The following is a 12,459-nucleotide window of genomic DNA, read 5'->3' as shown; positions in this document are numbered from 1 at the left end:
GGCGGTTTTCTGTTGCCCGGCAGGCTCCCGCGCCCCGCCTGTGCATCGAAGATGCCCCGGCAAGGGCCTTGGGCCCGGCAGCGCCCCTGGCGGGGCGCTGCCCGCGCCGTGCAGCCGCACGGCGACCCGCCCAGCACTTGCAGGCCTGCCGCAAGCAGGCCGGAACGGGGCGGGAGAACAGCCTGCCTGGACCTCTCCGGGTAAAGCCGCGATAGTGCGGCGATGCCAGACAATGATTTGAAACAGCTCAGCAAATTTCTCAGCTATATCCTGCGGCACAACCCCGGTGCCCTGGCATTGGACATGGACCCTCAGGGCTGGGTCAGGGTGGAGAGCATCCTTGCCAAGGCCGAAGCACCCGTGACCCGCCATCAGATTGAAGAGGTTGTACGCACAAGCAGCAAGCAGCGGTTTTCGCTGTCACCTGACGGCCTGAAAATCCGGGCGAACCAGGGCCATTCCTTTGCCGTGGATCTCGGGCTGACCCCCTGCCGCCCGCCGGCGACGCTGTTTCATGGCACCGCGGAGCGCGCCCTGCCTGCGATCCTGTCCGAGGGGCTGAAACCGATGCAGCGCCAGCATGTTCATTTGTCGCCTGACGCCGCAACAGCCCGGACTGTGGGAATGCGGCACGGCAAGCCGGTCATTCTGAGCGTTGATGCAGAGCGCATGGCGGCAGAGGGCCATGTATTCTTTCTGTCTGAGAACGGTGTCTGGCTGTGCCCTGCGGTCCCGGCGCAGTACCTGATGCACTAGAACAGCCGCCCGCATCTTTCAGCGGGCGGCTTGCGGCTATGGGCGGACAGGCTGAACTCAGAAGTCCTTCTTGGTGTCCAACAGCGCATCTTCCAGCAGTTTTTCGTTGCGGGCATCCTCGATCTTGCGGATGCGGTCCTCGCTGGAGCGGTGGTCGAAACGGTACTTTACCACGTTGATCAGGCTCAGCGTCAGCAGCAGCACCGCCATGCCCCAGTAGCCCTTGGTCGCCAGCGGCACGTCAGTCGAGAGCCACAGGGAAATTCCCAGCATGCCATAGGCGATTGCGACGCCGGCAGTGTTCAGGAAAATGATGAGCTTGTTGTCGGTGTTTTCGGTATACATTTGTTTTCTCCGGTAAATTCTATGAAGTCAGCGCTGCCCGGCAGGCCGCGTGGTATGAGAGTGGACGGGTCAGCCCCTGGGTTTGAGGCGGCTCAGAACATCTGCTGCGGTGCTGCGGCTGCGGGGGCCGAAGCCCGCGTCGGCCAGATCGTCGGCAATCGAGGTGTTGTTCAGCTCGCCGTCGATCTCGCGCAGGATTTCGCCCTGCTCGAAGGGGTCGTCGCGCTGCAGCACATCGCGGATCAGCGCCTCGGCCTCCTCTGCCGGGCTGTCACCGCCGGTGTGGCGGCGCAAACGGCGCTGGATGTCCTGCTCGTGCCGGGTGGCGCGGGCGGCAATGGCGCCCTGCTTGAGATCGGCGATGCGGCGGCTGGCGGTTTCCACCGACTGGCGCAGTTGAAGGATGCGGGTGTCGAGCCGGTCCAGGGTCTGGCGGCGCACCGTCAGCTCGTTTTCCATGTCGGCCACTGCCTGGGCGGCGCTTCGGGCCAGGTCCTCGCGCCCTGCCTCCAGCGCCTCGCCTGCCCGGGCCATCAGGTCGCGGACGCGCTCCTCCAGTGTTTCCACCTGGCGCTGCTCTGCCCGCTGGCGCTGGATCAGGCTGGCCAGCGTCAGCTTTGCCGCCTTCAGATTGGCGTCCGCCTCGCGGATCTTCTGGGTGATCAGCTCAATCGAATAGGTCTCGCGCAGCTGCTCTTCTGCCCGGTCATTGGCGCCGGTGATCAGGGTCTTCAGAGTGTTGAACATTGCTTCCTCCGCAAACATGAACATCGTTCACAGGAATCATGTAGCAATATCCTGAACGTCGTTCAAGTGCTTTCTTGAACGACGTTCAAAACTACCTGCCGCCGATTTGCTCCAGCACCTGGGCGATCATCTGCTCGATCCGTTCCGGCGGCACGCCGGAGATGCGCTGCTCCAGCCCCAGGAGCACAATACCGTGCACGGCAGAGAACAGCGCCCGCACCATCAGGGATGCTTCGCCTGCGTCCTTGTCCGGGAACAGTTCACCCACGGGCCGGGCGATATTGGCAAACAGGTCATCCAGCGCGGTCAGATACCACTCCGGTGCCTTGTCCTCAGCCGTCATTCGCAGGTCGAACATCGCCCGCCAGAGGTTGGTGTTTTCCACCGCGAAATGCAGGTAGGCGTTGCTCATCAGGATCAGGCGGCGGGTGGGCGGTTCCGCCTCGCGGCCTGCGACCGAGGCCTCGACCGCGGCGCCGAGTTTCTGGAAGGTGCGGCCGTTCACCGCCATGATGATGGCGGTCAGATCGTCGAAAGCGTTGTAGATCGCCCCGACCGCGCAGCCTGCATCCTGCGCCAGGTCGCGGGCGCGCAGCGCCCCTGCCCCGTCGCGCGCGATGCGGATCTCTGCCGCTTCCACCAGTTTCTGCCGCAGCGCTGTCTTGCGCGCTTCCACCTTGCCTGCCATGGCGTCCTGCCTTTGTCTTGAACTGCGTTCAAAATACCGCCGGCAGACGCGGCGTAAAGCAGGAATTCAGATCAGGCCGCGCCAGCGCAGCACCACCACCAATAGGATCAGCACGCAGAGGATGGAAAATGCCATGCTGCCAAGCACGCCGAGCCAGAAGCCCTTGCGGCGGTCGGCAAGGTCGATTTTCTGAAGATGCGCCTTTACCTCGCGGGCGGCGCCCTGCAGCGGCTTTTCGTCCACCGTCATCCGCAGCTTGGGGTGCGCCAGCAGCGGCAGCGCAGCTGCCAGCCGCATGCCCTGCTTGTAGACCCGCCGCGGAATGCGGCGGCGGACATGCTTTAGTGCGGTGGCAAGGTCGCCCGATGCATGCTCGCGCTCCTTCAGAAGGGTGCGGATGTCTTCAATATCCTGATCCAGGCTGGCGGCCATTCCGGCACTCTCCCCTTGCTGCGCTGTGGCGCCACCCTAGCCTGCCCCTTCGGTTGCCTCAATGGGGGTGGCAAGCCTCCGCCTGCGCGGCTATCAAGTGCGCATGCTGAACACGATCATTCATGGCACTGCCACTGCAAACACCCCGCTTCTGATTGCCCACGGCCTTTATGGCTCTGCCCGCAACTGGGGCGTCATCGCCAAGCGCCTGTCGGATGAACGGCAGGTGGTGGCCGTGGACATGCGTAACCACGGCGACAGCCCGCGCGCGGAAAGCCATACCTATCCGGAGCTGGCGGATGATCTGGCAGGGGTGATTGCGGCCCATGGCGGGCAGATGGATGTGATCGGCCATTCGATGGGCGGCAAGGCTGCGATGATGCTGGCTCTGAACCACCCTGAGGCGGTGCGCAAGCTAGTTGTCGCCGACATCGCGCCGGTTGCTTATGGCCACACGCAAATTCAGTATATCCACGCGATGAAATCGCTGGATCTGGAGAGTATCGAGCGCCGCCCGGAGGCCGCCGCGCAGTTGGGTGAGGCCGGGGTGGAGCCTGCGCTGCAGAGCTTCTTCACCCAGTCGCTGGACCTGCCGAACAAGCGATGGAAGCTGAACCTGGACACGCTGGCGGATCAGATGCCGAACATCATGTCCTTTCCGCCAACGGACGCCGTTTGGGACGGGCCTGCCCTGTTCCTGTCTGGATCGAAGTCGGATTATGTGCTGCCGGAACACCGTGAGGAGATCCGCGCGCGTTTCCCCAATGCCCGCTTTGCCAAACTGCCCGGTGCGGGCCATTGGCTGCACGCCGAGAAGCCGCGGGAGTTCGAAGCCGCTACGCGGGTATTCCTGAACGCCTGACGCGCCTCAGGCGCCTCGGGCGTAAAGCTGTTTCGCCACCAGCCAGGCCACTGGCAGCGCCAGTACCGCCCCCACAGCGGCGGCGCCGATGATGGCCTGTGTGGTGACCAGCCCGGCTGCCAGAACCACAATCACCGCCGCCCCTGCCAGGCTGCTGCCGATCAGCGAATAGAGAATGGATGCAAGGCGCAACATGGGCTTTCTCCTATGCCTTTGACTGTCCTGCGGTCAGGCATAGGGAATCGCGAATATGTACGCCTTGATCCTGATCAGAATCTGAAAACCTCAATTCTAGCGGGTGTACATCTGCTTCTTGAAAGCCCGGGTCCGCTCGGTCGCTGCGGCGGAGCCGTCGTGGTAGGTGCCGAACCACTTGTCAAAGGGGATTTCCGAGGTGCCGTAGTTGCACTCGAAATAGCGGTGGTGCAGCTGATGGAAGAAATCGCCTGCCTTGGCGGCCTCTGTTTCCCTGGCGATCACCCGTTCAAAGCCGGAGTGCGACAGCACCGGGCTGATCTGCTGGAACATCGCATGGAAGGCCAGATGCAGCGGGTGCGAGGGCACGATCAGGTGGATGAAATAGGTTGTGAAGTAGAGCAGGTTTTCATACCAGTGGTTGGAAATCCCCGACCACGGCCCGGTGTTGACGTTGCGGTGGTGCACCGCGTGGACGTGTTTATAGAGCCGCGGGTGATGCTCCAGCCGGTGCACCCAGTAGAAATGCAGGCCGGACCACATCGGGATGAACAGCATCCAGACCACGCACCACACGGGGGCCTCTGCGAAGGTCACGACCGGCACCCAGCCGTTGGCCATCAGCCAGTAGATGCCCCATTGATAGACGGTGGCCACGGTGATGGCGCTGCCCAGCGTCCACCAGATGTTGTCCCAGACCTGGTTCTTGAAGGTGAAGGTGCCATTGCCGCGCGAGAGGTCGCGCTTGTCGAACTTCTTCTGCATGCCCTGGCCCTTGCGCATGTAGAGCCACCAGTGCAGGCCGCCGGCCACTGCGGCCTGCGGCACCAGATTGGCAAGCCAGACCTGCAGCATCCAGCCGGGGTGGAAACTGGCCATCTCCGCCAGCGGCGGCAGGAACCACGCATAGGCCATCAGCGCCAGTACAAAGGGCACACTCAGCGCGGTGATCTCCATCCAAGCGCCGCGGTACCAGCGCAGAACCGCCGCCGGGCGCGGCGGCCAGCTGAACAGCGGATTGAGCGGCACCGGCCCCTTGGGGTGGTAGTGCCAGCGTTCGGCCTCGCGGTCGCGTTCCGCGGTGTGCAAAGTTCCGTCCATTGTGCCGCCTCCCTTTCTGGCGCTCAGCTTGCGTAGTTGGAGCCTTCGTCGTCGAGGATCGCCTTCAGCTCCGCCAGATGGCGCTCGGCCTGATCCGGGTAATCCTCCAGCTCCTGCGCGGTCTTCTCGGCGATCTCGTCGCTCAGCACCCGCAGCTTCTGCCCGGTTTGCAGCGCGCGGATATAGGTCTCCGCGGCGCGCTCGAAGTAGTAAAGCCGGTTGAACGTGTCCGCGACGCTGTCACCGATCACCAGCACGCCGTGGTTGCCCATGATCATGGTTTTGACCTTGGGATCGGTCAGCATCGAGGCGCAGCGAGCGCCCTCGCCCTCAAACGCCAGCCCGCCAAAATCGCCATCCACCACATAGCGGTTGTAGAAGGTGGCAGTGTTCTGGTCGATCGGAGGCAGGGTGCTGTCGGCGAGGCAGGCCAGGACGGTGGCGTGGATCGAATGCACATGCATCACGCAGCGCGCATGCGGGCACAGCCGGTGGATAGAGCCGTGCAGCCCCCAGGCGGTCGGGTCCGGCGCGTCGGGGCGATCCATGGTCTTGGGGTCGTTGGCGTCCAGGAACAAAAGATCCGAGGCCTTGATGCGCCGGAAATGCGCCTGGTTGGGATTCATCAGGAACTGGGTGCCGTCCTCGTTCACCGCAAGGCTGAAATGGTTGGCGACGCCCTCATGCATGTCCAGCCGCTCGGTCCAGCGGAAGGCCGCGGCCATGTCCACGCGCTCCTGCCAATGGGTGAGGTTTGGGCTGAGGTCCGCTTGTTTGTTCATCTTGGGTCTCCAAATTCGCTTTTCCTAGTGGTGACAGCCGCAATTCCTGCTGACAAACGATTGATTCAGCCGCTATGCATTAATTGAACTAATGCATAGGTCATACATCGATGCTGACACCCGGACCGCCCTTCTCCTCCCTGCCGCCGCTCACCTGGCTGCGCGCCTTTGAGGCCAGTGCGCGGCACCTGTCATTCACCCGCGCCGCGGCGGAGCTGAACCTGACCCAATCGGCAATCAGCCAGCATGTGCGCAGCCTGGAGAACTTCCTGGGACGCGAGCTGTTCATCCGCAAAACCCGGGCGCTGGAACTCAGCGAGGCCGGGGCGAATTACATGCCGATCGTACGCGAGGCATTTGAGCTGATTGCGGCCGGCACCCAAGCGTTTACCGGCGGCGATCAGGGGCGGCATCTAGTCTTGCAGTGCAACATGGCGTTTTCAGTCTTCTGGCTGTCGCCGCGGCTGCCACGGCTGTATGAGCGGTTCCCCTGGCTGGTGCTGAACATCGTGACGCCGATTTGGGACCCGGAACGGCACGCTAGTTCCGCCGGGACCGAAATCCGCTTTGGCCGCCCGAATGACATGTCGGCAGCGGCTGTGCGGCTGACCAATGACCGGTTCTACCCGGTCTGCGCGCCGGGCTATCAGGATGGCAAGGTGGACTTCAGCACCGCAACGCTGCTGGATTGTGCCGGCGTAACAGGGTCCTGGGGGGCCTGGTTCAAGTCGCAGGACCTGCCGTTTGAGCGCAACCACGAGATCAACCTGGCCTCCACTTACGTGATTGCAATGACCGCGGCTGTGAACGGTGCGGGCATTTCCATGTCCCACGACACGCTAGCAGGCGGGCTGCTCGAGAGCGGTCAGCTGGTCCGGGCCAGCGAACACTCGGCGGAACTGCTGGAGAACTATTTTCTGATGCCGCCGCCCAGCCATGCCAGCACCCCGGCGTCGCGGGCGTTTCTGGAGTGGCTTGAGGCAGAGTTGCCGCCCGTTTAGGAAGCCGGCCCGGCTGATAGCCACTTTCAAGTTTTTCCAATAAGTCCTGAAGAATGTGCGCAATCCGCCCAGCTCTTGCGCGTTAAGCCATGCGCAGCTATACGCGCCGCACCGGTCGCAGCCTACCCGGTCACCAAAACAAGGGTTCAAAAATGAAGACTATCGTTATCTGCTCGGGCGGGCTGGATTCCGTTTCGCTTGCCCATATGGTCGCTGAAGAACATCAGCTGACCCGTCTCGTCTCCTTCGATTACGGCCAGCGCCACAGGAAGGAACTCGACTATGCCGCCGCCGCCGCCAAACGGTTGGGCGTGCCGCATGACATCATTGACATGAGGGGCATAGGTGCCGCGCTTTCGGGCTCTGCCCTGACCGATGACATCGACGTGCCGGACGGCCACTACGAAGAAGAAACCATGAAGGTCACCGTGGTGCCGAACCGCAACGCGATCATGCTGACCATCGCTTATGGCATCGCTGCCGCAAACGGCGATGACGCTGTGGCGACCGCAGTGCATGGCGGCGACCACTTCATCTATCCGGACTGCCGACCGGCCTTCACCGAAGCATTTGACGCCATGCAGCGCGCGGCGTTGGACGGCTATGCCGACGTGCGGCTCTATACGCCCTTCGTGCACCGGACCAAGGGCGATATCGTGACGGCAGGCGCCAAGCACAACACCCCCTTTGCCGAGACCTGGTCCTGCTACAAGGGTGGCGACAAGCATTGCGGGCGCTGCGGCACCTGCGTGGAACGGCGCGAGGCCTTCCATCTGGCCGGTGTCGAGGACCCGACGGACTACGCCGACCCGGATTTCTGGAAAGCGGCAATTGCCGCCAAGGATGGCGCCTGATGTTCCGGATCACCAAGGAGTTCCATTTCTCCGCCTCGCATCAGCTGACCCTTCTGCCGCCGGACCATCAATGCGCCCGGCTGCACGGCCATAACTATGTCGTGGTGGTTGAGCTGGCGGCGAAGGAGTTGAACGCGGACGGCTTTGTGCGCGACTATCACGAGCTGAAGCCGCTGAAGGACTACATTGACGGGACCTTCGATCACCGGCACCTGAACGACGTGCTGGAGGGGCATTCGACCGCGGAAAACATGGCCAGGCATTTCTATGACTGGTGCCATGCCCGCTGGCCTGAGGTTACTGCTGTGAAGGTCTCGGAGACCCCCAAGACCTGGGCGGAGTACCGGCCATGACAACCTTGCGCATCGCGGAAATCTTTGGCCCCACGATCCAGGGCGAAGGCGCCCTGATCGGGGAGCCCACGGTGTTTGTGCGCGCGGGCGGCTGCGATTACCGCTGCTTCTGGTGCGACAGCATGCATGCGGTCGACAGCGCCAACCGCCACGACTGGGCGGTGATGGCACCGGAACAGGTGATGAGCGAAGTGCGCCGCCTGTCCGGCGGCAAGCCGCTGACCGTCTCGATCTCCGGCGGCAACCCGGCGATCCAAGACTTTGCACCGGTCATCGCCTATGGCAAGGCCGAGGGCTACCGCTTTGCCTGCGAGACCCAAGGCTCGGTCAGCAAGCCCTGGTTTGCGGACCTCGATACCCTGGTACTGAGCCCCAAGCCGCCCTCCAGCGGCGAAACCGTGGACTGGAAGGCCTTTGATCAGTGCCTGAAGGCGGCCAAGGGCTGCGGCCAGGCAGTGATGAAGATCGTGATCTTTGACGACAAGGACTATGCTTGGGCCAAGGCCGCGGCTGAGCGCCACCCGGAGCTGCCGCTGTATCTGCAGCCCGGCAACCCGGAGGTCGATCCGGAACTGCCGGTCGACCTGAACCAAGCCACCGACCGCCTCTTGTGGCTGATTGAAAAAGTGACTGGCGACGGCTGGTTCACCCCCCGCGTCCTGCCGCAGCTGCATGTGCTGGTCTGGGGCAACAAGCGCGGCGTCTGAACATAGGAACCCTGATATGTCTGACAGTATCTACAGCAACCTGAAGCAGCTGGGCGGCGACACCATCGTTCCGCAAAGCCCGGAACAGGCGGAACTGGAGCGGGTGCAGAACCCGCAGGCCGATGTGGCCTACAACGTGCGCTTCACCGCGCCAGAGTTCACCTCGCTCTGCCCGATGACCGGCCAGCCGGATTTTGCCCATCTGGTGATCGACTATGTGCCGGGCGAATGGCTGGTGGAGAGCAAATCGCTGAAGCTGTTCCTGACCTCCTTCCGCAACCACGGCGCTTTCCATGAAGATTGCACCGTCTCCATCGCCCGCCGCCTGGCGGACTTCCTGGAACCGAAATGGCTGCGCATCGGCGGCTACTGGTACCCGCGCGGCGGCATCCCGATTGATGTGTTCTGGCAGACCGGCCCGATGCCCGAAGGCGTCTGGATCCCGGACCAGGGCGTTCCGCCCTACCGCGGCCGCGGCTGACACAACTTAGAGCCCGCATCACACGGATCAGCCCGGCAGCAGCGCTGCCGGGCTTTTTCTTTGCAAAACTTAGTCCTGCTGCCGTCATACCCCTTGTGCGGCATGGCACGGTGCTTCCTCGAAGGAACTAACAATTTACCGCAAAAGTAGTTTTGAGTTTAGTGGTCCTGTCCCGGCTGGCGACGCCATTCGGGGATCCGGCAAGCCCGGGCAAATAACAAAATGACGGGGGACCATGATGAACTCTTTGGACTTGGGGAAAACGCTTTCGGGCTATTTACAAGCGCTTTCGCAGGCGGGTCTGCAGGTCGAAATGTTCACCGATTTCGAAAAAGTACCCGAAACCGCCCTGGCGTCAGGACGCCAGTTCCAGATGCCGGGGTTTGCCATCGAACGGGCCGACCACACCGAAAACTCCGCATTCTGGCTGTTCCTGAAGGACGGCGACAGCTATATCGGCGGTGCCGCCTCAATGCTGCAGGACCTGGGCCGGGAGTCGCTGGCGGAGTACCTGCTGCGCACCTCGCGCCACCAGTTTCCCAACGATGCCGGCGGTGGAGTGGAAAGCGTGGCCGAGCCGCTGGCTCGCGAAGTGCGCGGGCGGCTAGCCTATGTGGGTGAGCTGACCTTTCTGCCCGGCCACCGCGGGCGGCGGGCGGAACGGCTGGCGCCGTTCATGCGGATCTTTCTGATACTGGCGATCCAGAAATGGGATGTGGACTGGATCTATGCCTTCATACCCGACCGCCACATGCAGGCGCGGCTGGATCTGGTTTACGGCTTTACCCGCGCGATCCCGCGGGCGCAGAAATGGCGGGACCCGGAACCTGAGGTGCGCAGCAGCACCGAATGGTTCGTCGGCGCGCCCCGGCTGGAGATGGAGCATATGCTGCAGAGCGACCTAGCCGGTTTTGATGTCCTGTGAGAAGTTGACCACCAGCAGCTTGCCGTCAGGCAGATAGACCGGTGCCAGCACCCGGCGGTACTGACGGGTGAAGCGGCGCCCGTTCAGCAGTTTCACGTCCAGCGATGGATGGGTGATCACCGGCTCGCCCCGGCTGATGGCTTCGCTGTGAGCCATCACCAGATCGGCGTTCACATTGTCGCTGAAGCCGTTCAGCGTGCTGCGCAGCTGGTTGCTGTCCGAGACTTCAAAACAGATCGAGGCGAGACTGGCCGGGCCGGATCGAATCGGCTGGATACGGTTCTGTTCCGCATCCGGCGGGTTGAACATGTCGACCGCATGCTGCAGCCGGTCAAAGCCTTCCAAGCGGCCGCTGTTGGTGAACCACCAGTCCAGGAAATCCTGCAGCGACACGTCGCAGCCACTGTACTGGCGGGTTCTCGCGGCGGCCTGCAGCCGGGTATTGAGAATCTCAAATGCCTTCACGGCAGCCGCGTCCGCACGAATATCGGGCAGCAGTTCCAGCCCCGAAGTCTCGGAGGAGAAGTAATGGAACGACACCCCAAGCCCACGCGCCAGCGCGTCCAGCGTGCTCCAGCCTATCTCGCGCTCGTGCTTCAGCGCACTGTTGAAGGTGCCATAGGGAATGCCGCACTTGAGCGCCGCCTGCCGGTTGGACAGGTTCATATCCTCCAGTAGAGCCGAAATTTTTTCGTGGATGAGCGCCATATGTGCCGGATCTTTCACATTCCGCGAAACATCTTGCACAAATCTACCGTCACAGCAACGCAAACCCAGCGCAAGCACTGAAAGCGCTGCGAAATGACTGGCAACGCTCTGCCTTGCGCGGAGCGGCAGGCTTTACAGAAAGCTGATCTAAGGAGCGCAGCGATTTTGATTGGCTGAACTGGTGCGGACGGCGGGACTCGAACCCGCACGGCCATACGGCCAGGAGATTTTAAGTCTCCGGTGTCTACCATTCCACCACGTCCGCACACGGGCGCCAGCACCCGGCGCCTGCCCGCAGGTCTAGCCTCCTGATTTCATGCGGACAATGCGTTTTCGGCCAAGACCGCAAAATTTTCCCGCAGCGCGAGCAAAGCTACAACTCCACATCCCCCGCCCCGGGCGGCGCCAGCGGCCCGCCGGGGTCAGCCAAATAGCGTTCCGGCAGCCAGGGATTGAGCTTCAGTGCCGCGGCCAAGGCCTCACGCGCTTCCTCCAGCCGGGACAGGCCGTAAAGCGACAGCGCCCGCCCGCTCATCGCGGCGATATGGCGGGGCGACAGCTCCAGCGCCCGGTCCAGATCGGTCAAGGCGGCAGCAAAATCCCGCCGCAGGTAATGCACAAAGGCGCGCTGATTGTAGCCTTCGGCATAGTCCGGGCAATAGGCGATCAGCTCGTCGAAATCTGCCAGCGCCCCGAGAAAATCAAAGGCTGAGCGCTTGGTCATGCCGCGGTCCAGAATGGCCTGCGCCTGCGCATTTGGCGCATCCGCCCAGTATTCCCACATCCGGTTGGCAATTTCCCGTGCCTGGGTCTCGGTGTCAGCGTCCTGCACCTCGCTCAGCAGCGCCTCCAGCGGAGTGCTGTGGTCAGGGGGCGCAGGGCAGTCCGAAGCCTGCACCGGAAAAGCCGCTGCGATGAGAACCGCGGCAAGAGCAAACGGGGGGCGAAACAGGGCAAGAAACATACCCCATGCTCGCACAAATGCGGTTTCGATCAAGTCAACTGAACGTGCGCGCCCTGCGCCCCGTCAAAGAGGCCCCAGCGCGCCGTCTTCCTTGACCGCCTGCATCGCCACATAGGTGGAGGTGGAAGCCACATGCGGCAGCGAAGAGATCTTCTCTCCCAGCACCGCGCGGTAATCCGTCATGGAGCGGGTGCGGACCTTCAGCAGGTAGTCGAAATGCGAGGCCATCATATGCGCCTGCTCGATCTCCGGCAGCCGCGCCACCGCGGCATTGAACTTGGCCAATGCCGCCTCGCGGGTGTCATCCAGCTTAACCTCGACAAAGGCCACGTGGTCCAGACCCAGCCGGATCGGGTCCACCAGGGCGCGGTAGCCGGTGATGATGCCCTCCGCTTCCAGCCGTTTGAGCCGGGTCTGGGTCGGGGTCTTCGACAGCCCGATCCGCCGTGCCAGGTCAGCGATGGAGATGCGGCCATCCTCGCTCAGCACGTTCAGAATCGCCCGGTCGAAGCGGTCGAGATCGATGGAGTTCATTTGGACTTTCCTAGCTTCGCATTT

At 62.9% G+C, this 12,459-nt stretch carries 18 protein-coding genes and 1 tRNA gene; 8 read left to right on the top strand and 11 right to left on the bottom strand.

The genetic code is table 11. From position 1 onward, the window contains the following. Positions 1-222 precede the first annotated feature (222 nt). Positions 223-756: an RNA 2'-phosphotransferase gene (locus RA26_RS18935; RefSeq protein ID WP_039186396.1), complete on the top strand. Its 534-nt coding sequence runs from the start codon at positions 223-225 to the stop codon at positions 754-756. Between the two features lie 57 nt (positions 757-813). Here the strand turns inward: RA26_RS18935 and RA26_RS18930 are convergent, their stop codons facing one another. From RA26_RS18930 to RA26_RS18915, 4 genes are all read right to left on the bottom strand, one after another. Beyond that, a complete protein-coding gene (locus RA26_RS18930) occupies positions 814-1,101 on the bottom strand; it encodes a hypothetical protein (protein WP_039186394.1) in 288 nt (95 codons plus the stop codon). 69 nt (positions 1,102-1,170) lie between these two features. Next, positions 1,171-1,848 (bottom strand): PspA/IM30 family protein, encoded by a 678-nt coding sequence (locus RA26_RS18925; RefSeq protein WP_039186430.1) that lies wholly within the window; start codon positions 1,846-1,848, stop codon positions 1,171-1,173. A 91-nt stretch (positions 1,849-1,939) separates the two neighbouring features. Beyond that, on the bottom strand, positions 1,940-2,536 hold the full coding sequence (locus tag RA26_RS18920) for a TetR/AcrR family transcriptional regulator (protein ID WP_039186393.1): 597 nt from the start codon (positions 2,534-2,536) through the stop codon (positions 1,940-1,942). A gap of 66 nt (positions 2,537-2,602) precedes the next feature. Continuing rightward, a complete protein-coding gene (locus RA26_RS18915) occupies positions 2,603-2,968 on the bottom strand; it encodes a hypothetical protein (protein WP_039186392.1) in 366 nt (121 codons plus the stop codon). A gap of 103 nt (positions 2,969-3,071) precedes the next feature. On the opposite strand from RA26_RS18915, the gene RA26_RS18910 reads away from it, so the two are divergent. After that, positions 3,072-3,830: an alpha/beta fold hydrolase gene (locus tag RA26_RS18910; protein ID WP_152612664.1), complete on the top strand. Its 759-nt coding sequence runs from the start codon at positions 3,072-3,074 to the stop codon at positions 3,828-3,830. 6 nt (positions 3,831-3,836) lie between these two features. On the opposite strand, the gene RA26_RS18905 is transcribed toward RA26_RS18910, so the two are convergent. The 3 genes from RA26_RS18905 to RA26_RS18895 all read right to left on the bottom strand — a co-directional run bounded on the left by RA26_RS18905 (position 3,837) and on the right by RA26_RS18895 (position 5,908). Beyond that, complete coding sequence (locus RA26_RS18905; RefSeq protein ID WP_039186388.1) at positions 3,837-4,025, bottom strand: hypothetical protein; 189 nt, start codon at positions 4,023-4,025, stop codon at positions 3,837-3,839. A gap of 96 nt (positions 4,026-4,121) precedes the next feature. Beyond that, positions 4,122-5,126 (bottom strand): sterol desaturase family protein, encoded by a 1,005-nt coding sequence (locus RA26_RS18900; protein WP_039186386.1) that lies wholly within the window; start codon positions 5,124-5,126, stop codon positions 4,122-4,124. A gap of 23 nt (positions 5,127-5,149) precedes the next feature. After that, positions 5,150-5,908, bottom strand: a complete 759-nt coding sequence (locus RA26_RS18895; protein ID WP_039186384.1) for a class II aldolase and adducin N-terminal domain-containing protein — start codon at positions 5,906-5,908, stop codon at positions 5,150-5,152. A gap of 110 nt (positions 5,909-6,018) precedes the next feature. Here RA26_RS18895 and RA26_RS18890 point away from each other — a divergent pair, with 110 nt between their 5' ends. From RA26_RS18890 to RA26_RS18865, 6 genes are all read left to right on the top strand, one after another. Then, on the top strand, positions 6,019-6,909 hold the full coding sequence (locus tag RA26_RS18890) for a LysR family transcriptional regulator (RefSeq protein WP_039186383.1): 891 nt from the start codon (positions 6,019-6,021) through the stop codon (positions 6,907-6,909). A gap of 152 nt (positions 6,910-7,061) precedes the next feature. Continuing rightward, a complete protein-coding gene (queC, locus tag RA26_RS18885; protein ID WP_039186382.1) occupies positions 7,062-7,763 on the top strand; it encodes a 7-cyano-7-deazaguanine synthase QueC in 702 nt (233 codons plus the stop codon). Continuing rightward, the gene (queD, locus tag RA26_RS18880) at positions 7,763-8,116 is read left to right on the top strand and encodes a 6-carboxytetrahydropterin synthase QueD (protein WP_039186380.1); all 354 of its coding nucleotides are present in this window, start codon (positions 7,763-7,765) and stop codon (positions 8,114-8,116) included. The genes queC and queD overlap by 1 nt, the downstream gene beginning before the upstream one ends. Then, positions 8,113-8,823: a 7-carboxy-7-deazaguanine synthase QueE gene (gene queE, locus RA26_RS18875; protein WP_039186378.1), complete on the top strand. Its 711-nt coding sequence runs from the start codon at positions 8,113-8,115 to the stop codon at positions 8,821-8,823. Before queD ends, queE begins: the two co-directional genes overlap by 4 nt. 16 nt (positions 8,824-8,839) lie before the next feature. Beyond that, positions 8,840-9,304, top strand: a complete 465-nt coding sequence (gene queF / locus RA26_RS18870; RefSeq protein WP_019295560.1) for a preQ(1) synthase — start codon at positions 8,840-8,842, stop codon at positions 9,302-9,304. A 235-nt stretch (positions 9,305-9,539) separates the two neighbouring features. Further along, positions 9,540-10,229 carry a hypothetical protein gene (locus tag RA26_RS18865; RefSeq protein WP_039186376.1) on the top strand — a complete coding sequence of 230 codons (690 nt, stop codon included), beginning with the start codon at positions 9,540-9,542 and terminating at the stop codon, positions 10,227-10,229. Here the strand turns inward: RA26_RS18865 and RA26_RS18860 are convergent. From RA26_RS18860 to RA26_RS18845, 4 genes are all read right to left on the bottom strand, one after another. Next, positions 10,206-10,937 carry a helix-turn-helix domain-containing protein gene (locus RA26_RS18860; protein WP_039186374.1) on the bottom strand — a complete coding sequence of 244 codons (732 nt, stop codon included), beginning with the start codon at positions 10,935-10,937 and terminating at the stop codon, positions 10,206-10,208. The two genes, RA26_RS18865 and RA26_RS18860, sit on opposite strands and share 24 nt — an antisense overlap. 179 nt (positions 10,938-11,116) lie before the next feature. Continuing rightward, positions 11,117-11,202 (bottom strand) — tRNA-Leu (locus RA26_RS18855). 108 nt (positions 11,203-11,310) lie between these two features. Beyond that, positions 11,311-11,901, bottom strand: coding sequence for a tetratricopeptide repeat protein (locus RA26_RS18850; RefSeq protein WP_039186373.1), 591 nt, complete (start codon positions 11,899-11,901; stop codon positions 11,311-11,313). A 63-nt stretch (positions 11,902-11,964) separates the two neighbouring features. Next, positions 11,965-12,435 carry an Lrp/AsnC family transcriptional regulator gene (locus tag RA26_RS18845; protein ID WP_039186370.1) on the bottom strand — a complete coding sequence of 157 codons (471 nt, stop codon included), beginning with the start codon at positions 12,433-12,435 and terminating at the stop codon, positions 11,965-11,967. Between the last annotated feature and the right edge of the window lie 24 nt (positions 12,436-12,459).

Origin of the sequence: Leisingera sp. ANG-M7, assembly GCF_000813965.1 — a bacterium.
Taxonomy (GTDB): domain Bacteria; phylum Pseudomonadota; class Alphaproteobacteria; order Rhodobacterales; family Rhodobacteraceae; genus Leisingera.
The sequence above is the reverse complement of the archived record's forward strand: the minus strand, read 5'-3'. Positions and strand labels throughout refer to the sequence as shown.